Here is a 19,451-nt window from a genome sequence, read left to right as displayed (position 1 = left end):
CCCCCCGGACGCCCGCCCCTCCCGCGCCGCGCTACAGTGGCGCCCCGTGATCGACTCATCCCACTGGGTGCTCAACCTGCAATGCGACGACCGGCCCGGCATCGTCCACCGCGTCACGGGCGCCATCGCCGACGCCCAGGGGAACATCACCGAACTTCAGCAGTTCAGCTCCACCGACACCGGCCGCTTCTTCATGCGCGTGCAGGTGCAGTCCGGCTTCGACCGCTCGGTGTTCGAGAACGCCGTCGCGCCGATCGCGGGCAGCCTGGGCGCGACCTGGCACCTCGACTACGTCGGACGCCGCCGGCGCACCCTGATCCTCGCCAGCAAGGCCGGCCACTGCCTGAACGACCTCCTCTACCGCCAGCGCGCCGGGCTGCTGCCGATCGCGGTCGCGAAGATCATGGCGAACCACGACGTCCTGGAGGACCTGGCGAGTTTCTACAGCGTCCCCTTCGAGTCGCACGTCGTGCTGCCCGAGACCAAGGACGCCTTCGAGGCGAAGGTGCTCGACACGGTCGCCGAGTACGACATCGAGCTCGTCGTCCTGGCTCGCTACATGCAGATCCTGTCGCCGCGGCTGTGCGAGGCGCTCGCGGGGCGCGCGATCAACATCCACCACTCGTTCCTGCCCGGCTTCAAGGGCGCGAACCCCTACCGGCAGGCGCACGCGCGCGGCGTCAAGATCATCGGGGCCACCGCGCACTTCGTCACCGAGGACCTCGACGAGGGCCCCATCATCGAGCAGAACGTCGGCCGCACCGACCACGCCGACACCGTCCCCGCCCTGGTCGCGAAAGGTCAGGAGCTTGAGTCGCGCACGCTCACCGAGGCCGTCCGTCTCTACGCCGAGCACCGCGTGTTCCTCGACGACCGCCGGACGGTCATCTTCCGTTGAGAACCGGGGGCGTCCCCCGCCGGGCGACGCCCCGAACCGGACGCCGCGGTTGTCCCCTGAAAAGAGGTGCAGGTTCCTGCCGCGCCCTCTGGACTTTTCTCACTATCTCGTGATTCTCTATGCCGTACTTCAAGACGGTTCGGAGTGTCCCCGCGCCGGTGACCGTCTCATGTTGTGAAATGCCCGCGAGGGACGCCGTCCCGCAGAACCCGGCTTCGGCCTGACCATCGGAGGTCACATGAGTTCGCCCGACCACGAGCGGAACACCGCTCCCGACGGCGGGAGCGCCGACCACACTCCCGCCCATCTCGACCCCTCAGACCAGCACGCCTACGACTCCGAGCGGCACCTGCCCTCGGAGCACAACCCGCTCCCCGCGCTCGATCACGTCGGCGATCCCGACGCCCCGATCAGCAGCGAGGCGTTCAGCCGCGTCCAGGCGACCGACGAGTTCGCCGAGCTGCGCCGCCGCTTCCGCTCCTTCGCGTTCCCGATGTCCGCGGTCTTCCTGATCTGGTACTTCGTGTACGTCCTGCTCTCGGTCTTCGCCCGCAGCTTCATGGCGACGCCCCTCATCGGCAACCTGAACATCGGCATGGTCATGGGCCTGCTGCAGTTCGTGACCACGTTCCTCATCACCTGGCTCTACATCCGCCACATGAACCGCTCGATCGACCCGATCTCGACGAAGCTGCGCGCCGACCTGGAGGGGGCCGACCGATGAACCAGACCACCCAGCTCGGCAATCCGCTGGTCAACATCGCGATCTTCGCGCTCTTCGTCGTCATCACGCTGACCGTCGTGATCCGCGTGACGTCCGGCAGCAACAAGAAGTCGGCGTCCAGCTTCTACACCGGCAACGCCCAGTTCTCCGGACGCCAGAACGGCTTCGCCATCGCCGGCGACTACCTGTCGGCGGCGTCCTTCCTGGGCATCGTCGGCGCCATCGCTTACTCGGGCTACGACGGCCTGCTCTACTCGATCGGCTTCCTCGTGGCGTGGCTCGTCGCGCTCCTCCTCGTCGCCGAGCCGCTGCGCAACACCGGCAAGTACACGATGGCGGACGTCCTGAGCTTCCGGATGCGGCAGAAGCCGGTCCGCCTGGCCGCGGCCATCTCGACCCTCGCCGTGTCGTTCTTCTACCTGCTCGCCCAGATGGCCGGCGCCGGCAGCCTCGTCTCCCTGCTGCTCGGCCTGCGCGGCGAGTTCGCGCAGAACGGCATCGTCGTGCTGGTCGGCATCCTGATGATCGCCTACGTGCTCATCGGCGGCATGAAGGGCACCACGTGGGTGCAGATGATCAAGGCGGTCCTGCTCATCGCGGGCGCCGGCATCATGAGCGTCTGGGTGCTCGCGATGTTCGGGTTCAACCTGTCCGAGGTCATGGGCCGCGCGGTCGAGGTCAACAACGACCCGGCGAACGGGCTCGTCGCCCAGGCCGGCGACAAGCTGCTGCCGCCGATGGCCAAGTACGGCAGCAACCCGGTCGGGTTCATCTCGCTGTCGATCGCGCTCGTGCTCGGCACGGCCGGCCTGCCGCACGTGCTGATGCGCTTCTACACCGTGCCCACGGCCAAGGAGGCCCGCCGCTCGGTGACCTGGGCGATCGGCCTGATCGGCGCCTTCTACCTGTTCACGCTGGTGCTGGGCTTCGGCGCGGCCGCGCTCATCCCGGGCGGCCAGCAGTTCATCGACTCGCTGCCCGGCAAGGTCAACGCGGCCGCCCCGGCGCTCGCCTACTTCCTGCCCGGCGGCGGCACCGGCGGCACGATCCTGCTCGCGCTCATCGCGGGCGTCGCGTTCGCCACGATCCTGGCGGTCGTCGCGGGCCTGACGATCACGGCGTCGGCGTCCTTCGCGCACGACATCTACAACTCCGTGATGAAGGACGGCAACGCCGACCCGGCGCAGGAGGTGAAGGTCGCCCGCATGACGGTCATCGTCATCGGCGCGCTCGCCATCTTCGGCGGGGTCTTCGCCAAGAGCATGAACATCGCGTTCCTCGTCGCGCTGGCGTTTGCGGTCGCGGCGTCCGCGAACCTGCCGTCGATCCTGTTCTCGCTGTACTGGAAGCGGTTCAACACGCGCGGCTCGGTCTGGAGCATCTACGGCGGCCTCATCTCCGCCATCGTGCTCATCATCTTCTCCCCGGCCGTGTCGGGCGCGAAGGGCGCGATGTTCCCGACGATGCACTTCGCCTGGTTCCCGTACGATAACCCGGCTCTGGTGTCGGTGCCCATCGGCTTCCTCCTCGGCATCATCGGCACGCTGACGTCGAAGCCGGAATTCCCGGAGCGGCAGGCCGAGATGGAGGTCCGGTCCATGACCGGCGCGGGCGCCGAGAAGGCGATCGCGCACTGACGTCCCCGGACGCGCTCTGCAGCACCGAGGGCCCGCGGATTCGTCCGCGGGCCCTCGCGCGCCCTCCGGCCCGAGCGGACGCCGCCCAGAGGACGCCGCCCAGCGGTCGGGACCAGCCCAGCGCCCCCTAGTCGATCGGGTCTCCGTCGCTGCCCGCGACGTCGTACCCGGAGTCCCACGACACGAAGTGCCAGTCCCCAGGCTCGCCCTCCAGGACGATCACGGCCGTGTTGCCCATCACCTGGTGCGCCGCCTGCCCAGGGTCGAGACCGGACGCCGTCGCGCCGACCCACATGCGCAGCGCGGCACCGTGCGACACGAGCAGCGCGTGCTCGTGGCCGGCGGCCCCGATCGTCGCGACCGCCTCGTCGTAGCGGGAGAAGAAGGACGCCCGCGAGTCCCCGTTGGGCATCGCGGCCCGCCCGTCACCGACCGCCCAATTCCGCAAGACGCTGATGTAGGGCCCGTAGTCACGCGAGAGTTCCTCGTCGCCCGCCTGGATCTCGCGCAGCCCCGGCAGCACCGTCGGCTCCAGGCCGCGCGCGGCGGCCAGCGGGGAGATGGTCTGCTGCGTGCGCGGCAGGTCCGACACGAACAGTCCCTCGAGCGGGACGCCGTCGAAGCGCCTCACGAGCGCCTCCGCCTGCGCGACGCCCACGGCGTCCAACCCGGCCCCGGGGAACGTGGTGTCGAGCACCTGCTCGACGTTGGAGGGGGTGCGGCCGTGCCGGACGAGGTGCAGTCTCATGCGCCCCAGCCTAGCCAGCGCGCGCACGCGGGCCGCCCCGGTCAGGGGGCGGTGAAACCCCGCTCGCGGAGCGCGGCCTGCCCCTGCGGCGAGGCGAGGAACTTCACGAAGTCCTCAGCCGGGCCCGGCGAGCGCGAGTCGGCCAGCAGCGCAGCCTGCACGCGCACGACGCGCTCGGCGCCCGGCAGCGGGATCACGTCGATGCCGTCGGGGTGCGTCGCGGCGACGGACGCGTACGTGATCCCCACGTCCTCCTTGCCGGTGGCGACCATGTCGCGCACGGCAAGGGCGTCCTTCCCCCGCGACTCCGGCATCAACCGGACGTCCGCGTCGTCGGCCAGTTCGCGCGCCTCGGACGCGCAGGGGTCGGCGTCGTCGCACAAGGCGAGCCCCACGTCCTCCCCGATCGAATCGAGCCCCGTAATATCGAGCGGGTTCCCCTTCGCGACCACGAGGACGAGGCCGTCGCGGGCCACGGTCCAGACCCCGCCCGAGATCAGGCCCGCGCGCTGAGCGCGCTTCATCCCGGTCTCCGGGACGACCAGCGCGTCGCCCTGGGCGCCGCCGGTGAGGCGATCGACCACGTCGTTCGAGCCGCCCGGCTGCACGCGCACCTCCGTCACGGTGCGGGTCTGCCGGAAGACCCGCGCGCCGGCGCGGAGGGCGTCAGACGCCGCCGCGTCGGCGTACACCGTGACCGTCTTCGCCTCCGGCGAGGGGCCGTTGCACCCAGTGAGGACGAGCCCGGTCACCAGGGCCAAGACAAAAAGGAGACAGTGTCTCACCTGCACCCCTTCCTCACGCGCGATCGCCGATGATGCTAGCGTCCTTACCACCTAATCATCTCTTCGATCACTGAACCAACGGAGGAACAGTTGTGAGCACCGCCCCTGTCAAGGTTGCCGTCACCGGCGCCGCCGGAAATATCGGCTACAGCCTCTTGTTCCGCATCGCCAGCGGTGCCCTGCTGGGCGACCGGCCGGTCGAGTTGCGACTGCTCGAGATCACGCCGGCGCTGAAGGCGCTGGAGGGTGTGGTCATGGAGCTCGACGACTGCGCGTTCCCGAACCTGGCTGGCGTCGAGATCGGCGACGACGCCAAGAAGGTCTTCGACGGCGTGAACATCGCCCTGCTCGTCGGGGCTCGGCCCCGCGCGAAGGGCATGGAGCGCGGCGACCTGCTGAGCGCCAACGGCGCGATCTTCACCGCTCAGGGCAAGGCCCTGAACGACTCCGCCGCCGACGACGTCCGGGCGCTCATCACCGGCAACCCGGCGAACACGAACGCCCTGATCGCGCGCAGCAACGCCCCCGACATTCCGGACGACCGCTTCGCGGCCCTCACGCGGCTCGACCACAACCGCGCGCTCGCCCAGTTGTCGAAGAAGACAGGCGCCCCGGTGGCCGACATCTCCAAGGTCGCCATTTGGGGCAACCACTCCTCGACGCAGTACCCCGACATCACGAACGCCAAGGTCGCCGGCAAGAACGCCCTCGACCTCGTCGACGAGGCGTGGATCGAGAACGACTTCATCCCGACCGTCGCCAAGCGTGGCGCCGCGATCATCGAGGCCCGCGGGGCGTCGTCGGCCGCGTCCGCCGCCAACGCGACCATCGATGCGATGCGCGACTGGGTCCTCGGTGCCGATGACTGGCAGTCGATGGCGGTCGTGTCCGACGGCAGCTACGGCGTCCCCGAGGGCCTGATCTCCTCGTTCCCGTGCACCTTCTCGGGCGGCAAGTACGAGATCGTGCAGGGCCTCGAGGTCAGCGACTTCAGCCGCGGCAAGATCGACGCCTCGGTCGCCGAACTCGAAGACGAGCGCGCGGCCGTCAAGGAGCTGGGCCTCATCTGAGCCGGTACCTCACCGTCGTGGCGCGCCCCTGGGGGCGCGCCACGACGCCGTTAAGGCCTCCGGACGCCCCCGGCGTCGGCCGCTTTCCGGACGCCCCCGGGCGCCGACGGGCGCCGCGGACACCGGTGGCAACAACCTACGGTTCCGTAGGTTGTTACGCTAGCGTGTCCTTCATGACCTACGCAGGACGCCCCTCCACGCCGGCGACCGACGCCGTTCGCTCGGCGCGCGACTTCCTTCTCGCCCACACCTACGAGCCCGATCTTGTCCGGGCCGAGTTCGCGTGGCCGCAGCTCGACGAGTTCAACTTCGCGCTCGAATGGTTCGACGTGGTCGCGGGCGAGCATCCCGACCGTCCCGCCGTGAAGATCGTCGACGAGCACCTCAACGAGGGTCAGTGGACCTACGGCGAGCTCGCGGCCCGCTCCGACCAGGTCGCCTCCTGGCTCCGCGACGACCTCGGCATGCAGCGCGGCGACCGCGCGATCGTGATGCTCAACAACACGATCGAGCTGTGGGAGGTGCTGATGGCGCTCCTCAAGGTCGGCGGCGTCGCGATTCCCACGTCCACGCTGCTCAGCGAGACCGATCTCGCCTGGCGCATCGACACCGCCGGCGCGGCGTTCACCTTCGCGCCCACCGACCTCGCCGGCAAGTTCGACGGCGTGACGGCCGACGCGACCATGGTCGGCCTCGGCGACGACCTACCGTCGGGCTGGGTCTCGTACGAGGGCTCGTACGCCGCGTCGTCCGGCTTCGAGCCCGACGGCCCCACGCCCGCGGGCGACACCTCGCTGCTGTACTTCACGTCGGGCACGACGGCCCGGCCCAAGCTGGTGCGCCACACGCAGGTCAGTTACCCGGTCGGGCACCTGTCGACGATGTTCTGGCTCGGGGTGCGGCCGGGCGACGTCCACCTGAACATCAGCTCCCCCGGCTGGGGCAAGCACGCCTGGAGCAACTTCTTCAGCCCGTTCCTGGCGGAGGCGACCGTCTTCATCTTCAACTACGCGCGCTTCCACGCCGACACGCTCATGAAGATCATGGACAGCCACGACGTCTCCAGCTTCTGCGCGCCGCCGACCGTGTGGCGGATGCTGATCCAGGCCGACCTGACCAAGCTCACCAAACCGCCGCGCGAGCTCGTCGGCGCCGGCGAGGCGCTGAACCCCGAGGTCATCAACAAGGTGCGGGACGCCTGGCACAACACGATCCGCGACGGCTACGGCCAGACCGAGATGACCTGCTCGATCGGCAACTCGCCGGGCGCCCCGATGAAGGCCGGCGCGATGGGGCGTCCGATGCCCGGCTACGCCGTCGTGCTCGTCGACACCGCGACCGACGAGCGCGTTGAGGGGGTCGGCGAGGGCGAGATCTGCCTCGACCTGTCGACGCCGATCGTCGGTCTCATGGGCGACTACTACCACGACCCCGGGCTCACCGAGGAGGCCACCCGCGGCGGCTACTACCACACGGGCGACATCGCGTCGCGCGACGAGGAGGGCTTCCTCACCTACGTCGGCCGCGCGGACGACGTCTTCAAGGCGTCCGACTACAAGATCAGCCCGTTCGAGCTGGAGTCCGCGCTGCTGCAGCAGGACGCCGTGGCCGAGGTCGCGGTCGTCCCGAGCCCCGACCCGCTGCGCGGGGCGGTGCCGAAGGCGTACGTCCACCTGGCGCAGGGCTTCCAGCCGGGGGCGGACGCCGCGCGGGCGATCTTCGCCCACGCGCGCGAGGTGCTGAACGGCTACCAGCTGGTCCGGATCCTCGAGTTCGTCGAGGAGCTGCCGAAGACGATCTCGAGCAAGATCCGCCGCGTGGACTTGCGCCACGCCGAGGCCGAGCGGGTGGCGTCCGGGCGCACCGAGGGCCAGTTCCTGGATCGGGATTTCCGATAGCCGCCCGGGCCTTCCGCCCGTCGGCCGCGGCCCGGCCCGGCGCTACTTGCGGGTCGGGCTGATGACCCACGCCATGATCAGGATGCCGAGGGCCAGCACGGCGAGCAGCGTGACGTCCAGCGCGCGGGAGCGCACCTTGAGCAGCCCGACGACGCGATCGGGCAGCAGGCGCAGGAGGCTCGCGCCCACCATCGTCAGCCCGATCATGGTGGCGCCGCGCCGCCAGAAGCCGAACCCGGCGACCGCCAGCCCGCTCGCCAGACCGAGCAGCACGACGAAGATGGGCCACTGGCCGAGCACGAGCAGGTACCACGGCCGCGGGGCCCTCGGGCCCGGCAGCCGGTCGTGCGGGCCGTCGTAGGGGGTGTCGACGGCGTCCGCGGGGTCGGGTGGGCGGAAGTGATGCCGGCCCTGCGGGGGACGCCGCACGGCGGCGTCCGGCCGGCTCGCCCCCGCGCCGGCCTGCTGGCCGACGCCGGGCCCCGGACGCCCTCCGCTCGGGCTCGTCACGCCCTACCCCCCGGACGCCTCGGTCGCCCCGGTCACGACGGGTTCCGTCGCCCCGGACGCCTGCGCCCGCGCGAACGCGGCCTCGGCGGCGTCCACGACGTTGGAAAGCAGCATCGCGCGCGTCATCGGCCCGACCCCGCCGGGGTTCGGGGAGACGAACGACGCGACGTCCCACACGTCGGGGGCAAGGTCCCCGACCGTCTTGCCGTCGACGCGGCTCACGCCCACGTCGAGCAGGACGGACCCCGGCTTCACCATGTCGGCCGTGATCATCCCGGGAACTCCGGCCGCGGCCACCACGACGTCGGCCGCGCGCGTGTGCGCGGCCAGGTCGCGGGTGCCGGTGTGGCAGAGGGTGACGGTCGCGTTCTCCGAGCGGCGGGTCAGGATCAGTCCCAGCGGACGCCCCACCGTGATGCCGCGGCCCACCACGCACACCTCGGCGCCGGCGAGTTCGACGCCGTGCCGGCGCACCAGCTCGACGATGCCGCGCGGCGTGCACGGCAGCGGGGCGGGCTCGTTGAGCACGAGGCGTCCGAGGTTCGTCGGGTGCAGGCCGTCGGCGTCCTTGGCCGGGTCCACCAACTCGAGCATCGCGTTCTCGTCGAGGTGCTTCGGCAGCGGCAGCTGGACGATGTAGCCGGTGCAGGCCGGGTCCTCGTTCAGCGCGACGATCGACTCCGCGACCTGGGCCGCCGAGGCGTCCGCCGGCAACTCGACCCGGATCGAGCCGATGCCGACCTGCTCGCAGTCGCGGTGCTTCATCTTCACGTAGCTGTGGCTGCCGGGGTCGTCCCCCACCAGCACGGTGCCGAGGCCGGGCACGACGCCCCGCTCGCGCAGGGCGGCGACGCGCTCGGCCAGCTCGGCCTTGATCGCGCGGGCGACGGCGAGGCCGTCGAGCTTCTGGGCGGTCATGAGCCTCCGATCAGTGGAAGAAGTGCCGCGTGCCCGTGAAGTAGAGCGCGACGCCCCGCTCCTTGCACAGCGCGATGGTCTGGTCGTCGCGGATCGACCCGCCGGGCTCCACGATGGCCTTCACTCCCCCGTCGATCAGGATCTCCGGGCCGTCGCTGAACGGGAAGAACGCATCGGACGCCGCGACGCTCCCCGCCGCGCGCTCGCCGGCGCGTTCGACGGCGAGCTTGCACGAGTCGACGCGGTTCACCTGGCCCATGCCGACGCCCACGGACGCCCCGCCCGACGCCAGCAGGATCGCGTTGCTCTTCACCGCGCGGCAGGCGCGCCACGCGAAGGCGAGGTCGGCGAGGGTGGCCTCGTCGACGGCGTCCCCGGCCTGGAGCTGCCACGTGGCCGGATCGTCGCCGGCGGCGTCCAGCTTGTCGGGCGCCTGCACGAGCGCGCCGCCCGAGATCGAGCGGAGCTGCCGCTCGCGATGCTGGTACGGCGGCGCGACGAGCAGCCGGACGTTCTTCTTCTTCGACAGGGCCTCCACCGCGCCGTCCTCGTAGCCGGGCGCGATGACGACCTCGGTGAAGATGTCGGCGACGGTCTGGGCCATCTCGAGGCTGACCGGACGGTTCGTCGCGATGACGCCGCCGAACGCGCTCAGCGGGTCGCACGCGTGCGCCTTGGCGTGCGCCTCGGCGATCGTGCCGGCCACCGCGATGCCGCACGGGTTCGCGTGCTTGATGATCGCGACGCACGGCTCGTCGAAGTCGTAGGCGGCGCGGTAGGCGGCGTCCCCGTCGGTGTAGTTGTTGTAGCTCATCTCCTTGCCGTGGAGCTGCTTCGCCTGGGCGATGCCGTCGGGGCCGGCCGGGTAGGAGTACAGGGCGGCCGGCTGATGGCTGTTCTCGCCGTAGCGCAGGCTGTGCTCCTTGTGCCAGGCGCCGCCGATCCAGGCGGGGAACGCCGCGCCCGTGGACGCGTCGTCCTCCTCCGGCTGCGAGGCGAGCGTCGCGTTCATCCAGCCCGCCACGGCGATGTCGTACTCGGCGGTGTGCTCGAAGGCGGCCGCAGCCAGGTCGCGGCGCTGGTCCAGCGTGAAGCCGCCGGCGTCCAGGGCCGCCAGCACCTGGGGGTACTGGGCGGGCGAGGTGATGATCGCGACGCTGGGGTGGTTCTTCGCGGCCGCGCGCACCATGGACGGCCCGCCGATGTCGATCTGCTCGACGCACTCGTCGGGGGTGGCCCCCGAGGCGACGGTCTCGGTGAACGGGTAGAGGTTGCTCACGACGAGGTCGAACGGCGCGATGCCGAGCTCGTCGAGCTGCGCGCGGTGCGATTCGAGCCGGCGGTCGGCGAGGATGCCGGCGTGGACCTTCGGGTGCAGCGTCTTGACCCGGCCGTCCAGGCACTCGGGGAAGCCGGTCAGTTCGGCGACCTCGGTGACGGGCAGGCCGGCCCGGGTGAGCGCCCGGAACGAGCCGCCGGTGGACACCAGTTCGACGCCGGCGTCGACCAGGGCGCGGCCGAGGTCGACCAGCCCGGACTTGTCGTAGACGGATACCAACGCCCGACGGATCGGGCTGCGTTCGCTCATGTCTCCCTTTCGGCGCCGGCGTCCGCCAGCGCGTTGACCGTGTCGACGAGCAGAGCCCGCTCGGCGACCTTGATGCGCTCGTGCAGTGCTTCCTCGGTGTCGCCGGGCTCCACCCGGACGGGCACCTGGTCGATGATTCGGCCCGTGTCCACCCCGGCGTCGATCTCGAAGACCGTGCAGCCGGTGACCTTGACGCCGTGGGCCAGCGCGTCCCGGACGCCGTGGGCGCCGGGAAAGCTCGGCAGCAGCGCGGGGTGCGTGTTGATGAGGCGCCCGCCGAACCGGGCCAGCACGGCGTCGCCGACCAGCTTCATGAACCCGGCCGAGACGACCAGGTCCGGCTCGTAGGCCCCGATGAGGCCGGCCAGCTCGGCGTCCCACGCCGCGCGATCGGCGCCCCGGGCGAGCGGGTGCGTGAACGTCGGGACGCCCGCGCGCTCGGCGCGCGCCAACCCCTCGATGCCCGGCCGATCGGACCCCACGGCCACAACCTCGGCCCGCAGCGCCCCGGACGCCTGCGCGTCCAGCAACGCCTGCAAGAGGGTGCCCGAGCCCGAGACGAGGACCGCGAGCCGGAACGTCATGGACGCCAGCCTAGCGATCGGCCGCCGCGTCGAGCACGCCATCCAGGTCGTCGGCGGTCGCCGCGTCCACGATCACCGCGTCGATCCACGGCACGCGCAGCGCGGCCAGGGCGGCCCCGGCGGTCGCGTCGCCGACGCTGGCCAGGATCGTGACGCCCTGCGCGGCCAGGTCGTCGAGGCGGTCGGCGATGGCCTGCGCCAGGAACCGGTCGTCGCGGCCCAGGGGGACGATCACCAGGTCGAGCCCGGGCAACTGGTCCAGGATCGCGACCTCCTGCGTGTCGCGCAGGCTGACGCCGATCTCGGTGACCGAGCCGGCCAGCTTGTAGTCGGACAGGCGCTTCCAGGTGGCACCGTCGCCGGCGAAGGCGTCGTCGACCGACGAGAACACGGCGCCCGCGAGCTTGCGCTGGCCGACGTCGGCGAACGCCCGCTCGACGGCCGCCCGGACCTGGGTGATGAGGTGCCGCGGCGTCGCGTCGTGGGCGAGCACGGGCAGCCGGACGATGGTCCCGAGCCGTTGCTGCAGCGCGGGCAGCGTGCCCTGCCGGACGACCTCGGTGTCGCGCGGGTCGGCGGCGACCACGTGGCTGACGCCGCGGTTCACGGCCTGGGCGAAGACGTCGCGCACCACCGAGCCGTCCCGCGTCTCGCTGTGGCCCGTGTAGCCGACGCGCCGGGTGCCGAGCACGACCTCGGTGAGCCGCGGCCCGGGCCGGTCGGCGCGGCGCGCCATGGGGCCCAGGGCGTCCACGGCGTTCTTCAGCTTCGCGACCAGCCGCGACCACGGGACGCCGACCGGGTCGGGCTCGTCGTCGAACAGGCGGCTGATGCGGTCGTAGTCGTTGAGGCAGTCGGTCGTGCAGCGGTAGGCGACGGGGTCCCCGGGGTTGTCGGCGGGCGCGAACAGCAACTCGCCGAGCTCGCGACGCAGCCACGGCGTCACGTGTTCGCGATCGTACGGGAGGTAGGCCTGTTCGCCGGCCTCACGGAGGGCCTCGGCGGTGAAGACCTCGGCGCTGATGCCCTCGGCCACCCGCTCGGTGTCGATGCGGCCGTACGTGTGCCCGTCGGCGACCACGGCGTCGATCAGCTCGTCGACGAGGGCGGCGTCGGCCACCGGATTGTCGCCGGTGAGCCGCACCACCCGGTCGCCGGGGGCCAGGTCGGCGGTGGCCTCGACGAACCGGCCCAGCACGTCGTCCAGCGAGCCGCGCATCACCGGGATGCCGACGCGCTCCAGGTGGGTCGCGATGCGGTCGTCGTACGGCTCGACCGACGTGGCCACGATCACCTCGTACCCCGTGCGGGACGCCCGCCGCGCGACCAGCTCGATCAGCGGCATCCCCGCCACGTTCATCAGGGCCTTCCCGGGCAGCCGGGACGACGACAACCGCGACTGGATCACCACACGCGTGCGCATGCGCTCAAGCTAGCGCAGGGCGAGCCGCTCCACGGCGTCCGCCACCCGCTCGCGGCCGCGGCCGTCGACGAGCGCGCGCCCCCGTGCGGCCAGGCGCTCCCGCAACCCGGCGTCGGTGAGCAGCCGGCGCAGCTCGGCGACGCCCGCGCGGCGGGCGGCGGCGTCCGCGCGCAGGGGGCCCAACTGCCCCACCGGCAGGCAGAGCTCGCGCGTGGCCTCGCGGTAGCCCAGCACCTGGTTCTCGGTGACGCAGACGAGGCCGAGCGGCAGGCCGAGGCACAGCATCTCCCACACGCTCGTGCCGGACGCGCTGACCACCGCGTCGCAGGACGCCGCCACGCCGGGCAGGTCGTCGGTCGGCGGCAGCACGGTGACGGTCTGGCCCGCGGCGCGCTCCAGCCCGTCGAGGTGCGCGGCGACCTCGGGGCGGGCGGCGATGGCGAGCACCTCGACCGGGACGTCGGCGTCCAGCAGCATCGGGACGAGCACCGGCGCGCCCTCGTACGGGTCGGTGCCGCCGAAGACGACCAGCACGCGCGGCGGCTCGCCGGGCGCGAGCCGCCGCTGGGCCCGGTCGCGGCGCTCCCGCACGAGGTCGCGCAACAGCACGTAGTCGAGCCCCAGCAGGAACTCCGCCCCCGGGCGCGCGTTCGGCGGGGCCGCCGCGCCCAGGTTCTGATCGACGTAGACGTCGGCGTCCTGATGCAGCCCGAAGGGCCCGTCCACCATCGTCAGGACGCCGAGCCCGGACGCCCGGCAGGTGCGGCCGGCGTCCGCGGCGATCTCGTAGCCGTCGATGACGACGGCGTTCACCCCGGACGCCGCGAGGGCCGCGCCGAGCGGCCCGGGCGGGACGGCGTCCAAGCGGAACCCCCGATCGGAGACCTGTTTGCGCGCCCAGGGCACCTCGAGATCCCCCACGAACCGGACGCCGTGACCCCGCCCCACGAGCTCCTCGGCGAGGGCGACCTGGCGCACCAGATGGCCGACTCCCGAGCGCGTCGTCGCGTCGCAGCGGATGGCGACACGGGTGTGGGGAGTCGGGGCGGCAACCATGGCCCTGAATGGTAGTGTCCAAGCGCGGTGGGAGCGGGTGCGGCCCGCCACCGGCACCCAGGAGTCACCCCGAGAGCAAAGGAATCCCCCACGTGAGCATCTTGGAAGGGTCGTCCATCCTCATTACCGGCGGCACCGGTTCCTTCGGGAAGGCGTTCGTCACGCGCCTGCTCAACGACATCAACCCGCGTCGGGTCGTGATCTACAGCCGCGACGAGCTCAAGCAGTACGAGTGCCGGCAGATGTTCAACGACGATCCGCGGCTGCGGTGGTTCCTCGGCGACATCCGCGATCTCCCGCGGCTGAACCGGGCGATGCGGGGCGTCGACTACGTGGTGCACGCTGCCGCCTACAAGCAGGTCGACACGGCCGAGTACAACCCGTACGAGTTCGTGAAGACGAACGTGATCGGCAGCCAGAACGTCATCGAGGCGTCCATGGATGCGGGGGTGAAGCGCGTCGTGGCGCTCAGCACCGACAAGGCATCCAGCCCGATCAACCTGTACGGCGCGACGAAGCTGACGGCCGACAAGCTGTTCATCTCGGGCAACCATTACGCGGCGGCGTACGGCACGCGGTTCTCGGTCGTCCGGTACGGCAACGTGATGGGCAGCCGCGGCTCGGTCATCCCGTTCTTCCGCAGGCTCGCCGAGAGCGGCGACTCGCTGCCGATCACCGACTTCCGCATGACGCGGTTCTTCATCACGCTGCCGCAGGCGGTGGAGTTCGTCGTCGGCAGCTTCGAGCTGATGCAGGGCGGCGAGCTGTTCGTGCCGCGCATCCCGTCGATGAAGATCGTCGACCTCGCCCAGGCGGTGGCGCCGGGGGCGAAGATGCACGAGATCGGCCTGCGTCCGGGCGAGAAGCTGCACGAGGAGATGATCTCCGCCGAGGAGGGGCGCCGCACGCTGCGCATTTCGGACCACCGGTTCGTCCTGCAGCCCGACCTCGCCACGTGGGGCTACGTGCCGCCCGAGCACGGCACGCCCGTCCCCGAGGGGTTCCATTACACGTCGGACAAGAACGATCAGTGGTATTCGGGCGAGGAAATGATGAAGATCCTGGCCACGGAGGTCTGACGTGCTCCCTTACGGCCGACAGTCCATCAACGAGGACGACATCGAGGCCGTCGCGGCCGTGCTGCGCGGCGACTGGCTGACAACGGGGCCGACGGTCACGGCGTTCGAGGAGGCCATCGCCGAGTACGTCGGCGCCGCCCGGGCCGTGTCGGTGACGTCCGGCACGGCGGCCCTGCATACGGCGTACGCGGCCGCGGGCGTCGGTCCGGGCGACGAGGTGATCACGACGCCGATGACGTTCGTGGCGACCGCGTCGTGCGCGGTCGCGCTCGGGGCGTCCATCAAGTTCGCCGACATCGAGCCGGACACGGCGAACGTGGATCCGGCGGCGATCGAGCCCCTCCTCAGCGAACGCACGAAGGTGGTCGCGCCCGTCGACTTCGCGGGCCAGCCGGTCGAGATCGACCGGATCAACGAGCTGGCGCACGGCGTCGGGGCGCTCACGGTGGAGGACGCGGCGCACTCGATCGGTTCGCTGACACACGGACGCCACGTGGGCTCGGTCGCCGACCTCACGACCTTCTCGTTCTTCCCGACCAAGAACATGACGACCGCCGAGGGCGGCGCGGTCGCGACGAGGGACGCGGCGCTCGGCCAGCGCGCTCACGAGTTCCACTTCATCGGGCTCGTGCGCGACCGCGACCGGATGCGCTACCCCGACGAGGGCCCGTGGCACCAGGAGGTGCACTCCTGGGGGCTGAACTACCGGCTCTCCGACGTCCACTGCGCGCTCGGCCTCAGCCAGCTGAAGCGGCTGGCGTCCTTCAAGGCGCGGCGCGCCGAGATCTTCGCGCGCTACCAGGAGGCGTTCGCGGGGGTCGACGGGCTCGGCATCCACGGCGTCCGGGAGGGCGTCGACCCGACCTGGCACCTCTACCCGGTGCGCATCAAGGACGGCCGGCGCCGCGAGGTCTTCGAGAAGATGCGCGCGTCCGGCATCGGGGTGCAGGTGAACTACATCCCGGTGTACTGGCACCCGCTGTTCGAGGACCTGGGCTTCCGGCGCGGCCTGTGCCCGAACGCCGAGCAGTTCTACGCCGAGGAGCTGTCGCTGCCGATGTTCGCCGACCTCACCGACTCCGACGTCGATCGCGTCATCGAGACGCTGACCGGCATCGTCGGCTGAGGGCGCGGCGGTGAGCGCGAAGGCCGCCTCCACCGGCCCGACGCCCCCGCTCGCGACGCACGTCGTGGGCGTTGTCGCCGTGCTCGTCGCGTTCGCGGCGAGCTTTCCCGCGCGGCTGAACGGTGACGTCACTTATGCCTTCGGGACCCTGGAGACGACGGCCGGGCAAGGCATCAGCACGGTCGACCTCTTCATGGCCCGCCCGCTGCCCTATCGCCTCCTCATCCAGGGCATGGACGCCGTGCGCGGGCTGGTCACCCCCGTCGCCAACGGAGGCTTGGCGCAGGCGATCGTCCGCGCGGAGGCCGGGGTGCTGGTCGCGATCGCCGGACTGCTGCTCTTCGCGGGCCTGCGTCGGCACCTGGACGCCTCCCGCGCGGCCCTGGTCTCGGGGGCGGTGACGGCCGCCGGCGTGGTCGCACCGCCCTGGAACTTCCTGGAGCCCGACTGGGTGGCTGGCGTGATCGCGGTGGCGGGCGTGGGAGTCGGCCTGATCCCCCGCCGGCGCTGGGTGGGCGCGGTCCTCGCCGGGCTGCTGTTCATGCTGGTCGTCGCGATGAAGGCGCCGGCGGCGCCGCTCGTGATCGCGGGCGTCCTGGCGCTCTGGATCGCCGACCGCCGGCTCGCGGTCGGCGCGGCGGTCGCGACGGCCGTGTGGGGCGCTGGGTGGCTCGCCCTCAACGTCGTCGCGTTCCCGTGGGAGATCACCTGGACGGTCGATCAGGGCCACCTGCCTCGCCAATCGCCGCTCTCCCACGGCTTGCGACTGTCCGACCTGCACCACTGGGCCACCTTCGTGGCCAACAATGCGGTGCTCGTCCCGTTGATCGCGACGGTCCCGCTGGCACTGGTCGGCCTGGCGTCGGCCTCCGGGAGGTCGGCCGGCCGCCGGGTCGAATTCGCCCTGTGCGGCCTAGCCTCCGTGGTCGCGAGCGCGCTGCCGGGCTACCTTCAGGGCGAAGAGTTCATGTACCACTACTCCTCGCTGCCCCTGGCGGCGGCCGCGGTCTGGGGGCTCGCCCTGATTGTCCGGCCGAACATCGCGCCCGCGCTGTCGCTGGCGACCGCTGCGGTCGCGGTGGCGGGGGGCGTCCTACTCGCTCAGCCTCTCGCCTGGCGGCGCGGGCACCTGTCGGTGGCGATCGGGGCCATCGGCGTCATCGTGCTGCTGGGGCTGCTGCTGTTCGCGCTCACCGCACGGCGACCCGCGGCCCGGGGCTGGTTCGTCGCAGCCCCCGTCGCGCTCGCCGCCTCGTTGGCCGTGGCGAACCTACCGACCTCGTCCTACTCATTCGACGTGATGAACGCCCAGATCGGCGCCGTTCCGAACCCGGCCGGCGTCCGTGCCAGCGAAGCGCAGTACACACAACTGCGCGGGCGCATCGGCGCTCGCACCGATGTTCTTTACCTCACCTTCGGCTCCATCAACTACGCACTCGGCAACCCCACGACCTGCCGTTACCCATCGCCGCAGTGGTTACAGCGCGCGACGGTCTACCCGGCAGTCGTGGTACCCACCCGCAGCTACGCCGACAGCATGCGCTGTTTGACCGACGCCGACGGCGCCCGGTATCTGATCTGGGACACCGGCTGGATTCCGCCCCACCGGCTGCCCGCCGAGGCCCGCACCGCGATCGACCGTGCCTTTGATTGCACGTCGGCCGCGCTGGTGCCGGCGCCCGGCAAACTCGTCGTCTGCCCTCGCCGGGGCGACGCATGATCGCGCAGAGCCGCTGGATCCTGGGCGGCGTCCAACTCGGTCTCGACTATGGGATCGTCAACCGGACGGGCAAGCCGTCCCGCGACTCAGCTCGACGCATCCTGGCCGAAGCGGTCGCGGGGGGCGCGAGCCACGTCGACACCGCCCGCGCCTACGGCGACTCCGAGGAGGCCATCGGGGCGGCGGCCGGCGGGTCGCCCATTCCGCGGGTGATCACCAAGATTGCCCCGCTGACGTCGGACGCCGAGGCGGCCACCGACGCGGCCGCCTCCCTGGACGCCTCGCGTGCGGCGCTCGCCTCCACCCAGCTCGACGCCGTGCTCGTGCACCGCGCGGCGGATTGGTGGCGGCCAGGCGTCCGGGATGTGCTGCGGCAGGCACGCGAGACCGGCCTCGCGGCCGTCGGGGCATCGCTGGCGGCCCCCGACGAGCTGTTGCCGCTGCTGGAGGACCCGCTGCTCGGGTACGTCCAATTCCCGTTCAACCTGGTGGATCGCCGCTGGCTGGCGAAGCCGGTGCTCGCCGCGCTGGAGCGGCGTCCCGACGTCACGGTGACCGTCCGCAGCGTGTTTCTGCAGGGGCTGCTCGCCGGCGGGGCGGCGTCCGACTGGCCGGACCCGGCCGAGGGCGCCCAGCACGTCCCTGCGATCGAGGCGTTGGTCAGCGAACTGGGGCGCACCAACCGGGCCGATCTGTGCGTCGCCTACGCCCTCGGCCACGGCTTCGTGACGTCGGTCGTCCTGGGGGCGGAGACGCCCGAGCAGGTTCAGCAGAACGCGGCGCTGGCCCGCAACCCCCCGCTGACCGCTGACGAGTTGGCCCTCGTCGGCGAGCGTCTGCCTGCCGGATCAGCCGGCCTCGTGGACCCCAGCACCTGGAGGAAGTCATGATCGATGGCGCGGATCTCTTTCGGCTGGACGGCGCGGTCGCGATCGTCACCGGCGCGACCGGCTGGCTCGGTGGGCCGATGGTCTCCGCGTTAGCGTCTGCCGGAGCGACCGTCTACGCGGTCTCCAGGACGCCGAGCAAGCTGGACGCCCTCGCCGGGCGACTCGCCGAGGACGGACTGACGATCCGGACGCGGCCCGTCGACGTCGCCTCGGACGCCTGGCCCGCATTCGTCTCCGAGGTTGCGGAGGCGCACGGGCGGCTGGACGTGCTGGTCAACAACGCGCACGTCGGGCACGGCGGCTCGCTGGCGACCGCAACCGGCGAGCTGTTCGACGAGGCCTACGAGTTGGCGGTGAAGGCGGCCTGGCGCGGGGCCGAGGCGGCACGCCCGGGTTTCGCCGCCTCGGTCGCGGCAGGCGGATCTCCCAGCGTGATCAACGTCTCCTCGATGTACGGCGTCGTGGCGCCCGACCTAGCCGTCTACGCGACGGAGGCCGGCCGGACGCCGCCGTACTACGGCGCCGTCAAGGCCGCACTGCTGCAATTGACCCGGTATCAGGCTGCGGAACTCGGCCCGCAAGGCGTCCGGGCGAACGCGATCGTGCCCGGGCCGTTCCCCGCGGAGGCCGCCCAGGCCAACACCTTGTTCATCGCAGACCTGGGGGCCCATACCCTCCTACGGCGCATCGGACGCCCCGACGAGATTCGCACCGCCCTGCTCTTCCTCGCCTCACCGCATTCGACATTCGTCACCGGCTCGACCGTCACCGTGGACGGCGGCTGGACGGCCCGCTGA

At 71.5% G+C, this 19,451-nt stretch carries 18 protein-coding genes; 10 read left to right on the top strand and 8 right to left on the bottom strand.

Annotated elements, in window-relative coordinates; genetic code table 11:
* Positions 1–46: 46 nt before the first annotated feature.
* From purU to WMJ97_RS04835, 3 genes are all read left to right on the top strand, one after another.
* Positions 47–898, top strand: coding sequence for a formyltetrahydrofolate deformylase (gene purU, locus WMJ97_RS04845; protein WP_347347839.1), 852 nt, complete (start codon positions 47–49; stop codon positions 896–898).
* Between the two features lie 238 nt (positions 899–1,136).
* A complete protein-coding gene (locus tag WMJ97_RS04840; protein WP_347347838.1) occupies positions 1,137–1,622 on the top strand; it encodes a DUF485 domain-containing protein in 486 nt (161 codons plus the stop codon).
* Complete coding sequence (locus tag WMJ97_RS04835) at positions 1,619–3,259, top strand: cation acetate symporter (RefSeq protein WP_347347837.1); 1,641 nt, start codon at positions 1,619–1,621, stop codon at positions 3,257–3,259. The genes WMJ97_RS04840 and WMJ97_RS04835 overlap by 4 nt, the downstream gene beginning before the upstream one ends.
* Before the next feature lie 127 nt (positions 3,260–3,386).
* Here the strand turns inward: WMJ97_RS04835 and WMJ97_RS04830 are convergent, their stop codons facing one another.
* Together WMJ97_RS04830 and WMJ97_RS04825 are read right to left on the bottom strand one after the other, a co-directional pair.
* Positions 3,387–4,007, bottom strand: a complete 621-nt coding sequence (locus WMJ97_RS04830) for a histidine phosphatase family protein (protein ID WP_347347836.1) — start codon at positions 4,005–4,007, stop codon at positions 3,387–3,389.
* A gap of 41 nt (positions 4,008–4,048) precedes the next feature.
* On the bottom strand, positions 4,049–4,759 hold the full coding sequence (locus WMJ97_RS04825) for a substrate-binding domain-containing protein (protein WP_347347841.1): 711 nt from the start codon (positions 4,757–4,759) through the stop codon (positions 4,049–4,051).
* Between the two features lie 125 nt (positions 4,760–4,884).
* Here WMJ97_RS04825 and WMJ97_RS04820 point away from each other — a divergent pair, with 125 nt between their 5' ends.
* Both WMJ97_RS04820 and WMJ97_RS04815 read left to right on the top strand, forming a co-directional pair.
* Positions 4,885–5,862, top strand: a complete 978-nt coding sequence (locus tag WMJ97_RS04820; protein ID WP_347347835.1) for a malate dehydrogenase — start codon at positions 4,885–4,887, stop codon at positions 5,860–5,862.
* Positions 5,863–6,035: 173 nt separating this feature from the next.
* Positions 6,036–7,760, top strand: coding sequence for an AMP-binding protein (locus tag WMJ97_RS04815; RefSeq protein ID WP_347347834.1), 1,725 nt, complete (start codon positions 6,036–6,038; stop codon positions 7,758–7,760).
* Positions 7,761–7,802: 42 nt separating this feature from the next.
* Here WMJ97_RS04815 and WMJ97_RS04810 read toward each other — a convergent pair whose 3' ends face one another.
* From WMJ97_RS04810 to WMJ97_RS04785, 6 genes are read right to left on the bottom strand one after another with little or no spacing between them, the layout of a single operon-like run.
* A complete protein-coding gene (locus WMJ97_RS04810; protein WP_347347833.1) occupies positions 7,803–8,270 on the bottom strand; it encodes a DUF3017 domain-containing protein in 468 nt (155 codons plus the stop codon).
* A 3-nt stretch (positions 8,271–8,273) separates the two neighbouring features.
* Positions 8,274–9,188: a bifunctional methylenetetrahydrofolate dehydrogenase/methenyltetrahydrofolate cyclohydrolase gene (locus tag WMJ97_RS04805; protein WP_347347832.1), complete on the bottom strand. Its 915-nt coding sequence runs from the start codon at positions 9,186–9,188 to the stop codon at positions 8,274–8,276.
* A 10-nt stretch (positions 9,189–9,198) separates the two neighbouring features.
* Positions 9,199–10,776 carry a bifunctional phosphoribosylaminoimidazolecarboxamide formyltransferase/IMP cyclohydrolase gene (gene purH / locus WMJ97_RS04800; RefSeq protein ID WP_347347831.1) on the bottom strand — a complete coding sequence of 526 codons (1,578 nt, stop codon included), beginning with the start codon at positions 10,774–10,776 and terminating at the stop codon, positions 9,199–9,201.
* Complete coding sequence (gene purN, locus WMJ97_RS04795; RefSeq protein WP_347347830.1) at positions 10,773–11,360, bottom strand: phosphoribosylglycinamide formyltransferase; 588 nt, start codon at positions 11,358–11,360, stop codon at positions 10,773–10,775. The genes purH and purN overlap by 4 nt, the downstream gene beginning before the upstream one ends.
* 10 nt (positions 11,361–11,370) lie before the next feature.
* Positions 11,371–12,783 (bottom strand): NTP transferase domain-containing protein, encoded by a 1,413-nt coding sequence (locus tag WMJ97_RS04790; RefSeq protein WP_347347829.1) that lies wholly within the window; start codon positions 12,781–12,783, stop codon positions 11,371–11,373.
* A gap of 9 nt (positions 12,784–12,792) precedes the next feature.
* On the bottom strand, positions 12,793–13,839 hold the full coding sequence (locus tag WMJ97_RS04785) for a spore coat protein (RefSeq protein WP_347347828.1): 1,047 nt from the start codon (positions 13,837–13,839) through the stop codon (positions 12,793–12,795).
* A gap of 92 nt (positions 13,840–13,931) precedes the next feature.
* Here WMJ97_RS04785 and pseB point away from each other — a divergent pair, with 92 nt between their 5' ends.
* Genes pseB through WMJ97_RS04760 form a run of 5 tightly spaced genes read left to right on the top strand, consistent with a single transcriptional unit; the run spans position 13,932 to position 19,451 of the window.
* Positions 13,932–14,918: a UDP-N-acetylglucosamine 4,6-dehydratase (inverting) gene (gene pseB, locus WMJ97_RS04780; RefSeq protein WP_347347827.1), complete on the top strand. Its 987-nt coding sequence runs from the start codon at positions 13,932–13,934 to the stop codon at positions 14,916–14,918.
* Position 14,919: 1 nt separating this feature from the next.
* Positions 14,920–16,044, top strand: coding sequence for a UDP-4-amino-4,6-dideoxy-N-acetyl-beta-L-altrosamine transaminase (pseC, locus tag WMJ97_RS04775; protein WP_347347826.1), 1,125 nt, complete (start codon positions 14,920–14,922; stop codon positions 16,042–16,044).
* Positions 16,045–16,054: 10 nt separating this feature from the next.
* A complete protein-coding gene (locus tag WMJ97_RS04770; protein WP_347347825.1) occupies positions 16,055–17,764 on the top strand; it encodes a hypothetical protein in 1,710 nt (569 codons plus the stop codon).
* Complete coding sequence (locus WMJ97_RS04765; protein ID WP_347347824.1) at positions 17,761–18,654, top strand: aldo/keto reductase; 894 nt, start codon at positions 17,761–17,763, stop codon at positions 18,652–18,654. Before WMJ97_RS04770 ends, WMJ97_RS04765 begins: the two co-directional genes overlap by 4 nt.
* Positions 18,651–19,451 (top strand): SDR family oxidoreductase, encoded by an 801-nt coding sequence (locus WMJ97_RS04760; RefSeq protein ID WP_347347823.1) that lies wholly within the window; start codon positions 18,651–18,653, stop codon positions 19,449–19,451. The genes WMJ97_RS04765 and WMJ97_RS04760 overlap by 4 nt, the downstream gene beginning before the upstream one ends.

Source organism: Nigerium sp. (assembly GCF_039811905.1).
Classification (GTDB): Bacteria; Actinomycetota; Actinomycetes; order Propionibacteriales; family Propionibacteriaceae; genus Propioniciclava.
Note: the sequence above shows the minus strand (reverse complement) of the source record. Positions and strands in the feature narration are given on the sequence as shown.

Bases quoted from the DNA above. Each gene is read 5' to 3' on its own strand.
- WMJ97_RS04815 (WP_347347834.1), top strand. From the start codon at position 6,036: ATGACCTACGCAGGACGCCCCTCCACGCCGGCGACCGACGCCGTTCGC.
- WMJ97_RS04835 (WP_347347837.1), top strand. From the start codon at position 1,619: ATGAACCAGACCACCCAGCTCGGCAATCCGCTGGTCAACATCGCGATC.
- purN (WP_347347830.1), bottom strand. From the start codon at position 11,360: ATGACGTTCCGGCTCGCGGTCCTCGTCTCGGGCTCGGGCACCCTCTTG.
- WMJ97_RS04840 (WP_347347838.1), top strand. From the start codon at position 1,137: ATGAGTTCGCCCGACCACGAGCGGAACACCGCTCCCGACGGCGGGAGC.
- WMJ97_RS04805 (WP_347347832.1), bottom strand. From the start codon at position 9,188: ATGACCGCCCAGAAGCTCGACGGCCTCGCCGTCGCCCGCGCGATCAAG.
- WMJ97_RS04765 (WP_347347824.1), top strand. From the start codon at position 17,761: ATGATCGCGCAGAGCCGCTGGATCCTGGGCGGCGTCCAACTCGGTCTC.
- WMJ97_RS04790 (WP_347347829.1), bottom strand. From the start codon at position 12,783: ATGCGCACGCGTGTGGTGATCCAGTCGCGGTTGTCGTCGTCCCGGCTG.
- WMJ97_RS04785 (WP_347347828.1), bottom strand. From the start codon at position 13,839: ATGGTTGCCGCCCCGACTCCCCACACCCGTGTCGCCATCCGCTGCGAC.
- WMJ97_RS04760 (WP_347347823.1), top strand. From the start codon at position 18,651: ATGATCGATGGCGCGGATCTCTTTCGGCTGGACGGCGCGGTCGCGATC.
- WMJ97_RS04830 (WP_347347836.1), bottom strand. From the start codon at position 4,007: ATGAGACTGCACCTCGTCCGGCACGGCCGCACCCCCTCCAACGTCGAG.
- purH (WP_347347831.1), bottom strand. From the start codon at position 10,776: ATGAGCGAACGCAGCCCGATCCGTCGGGCGTTGGTATCCGTCTACGAC.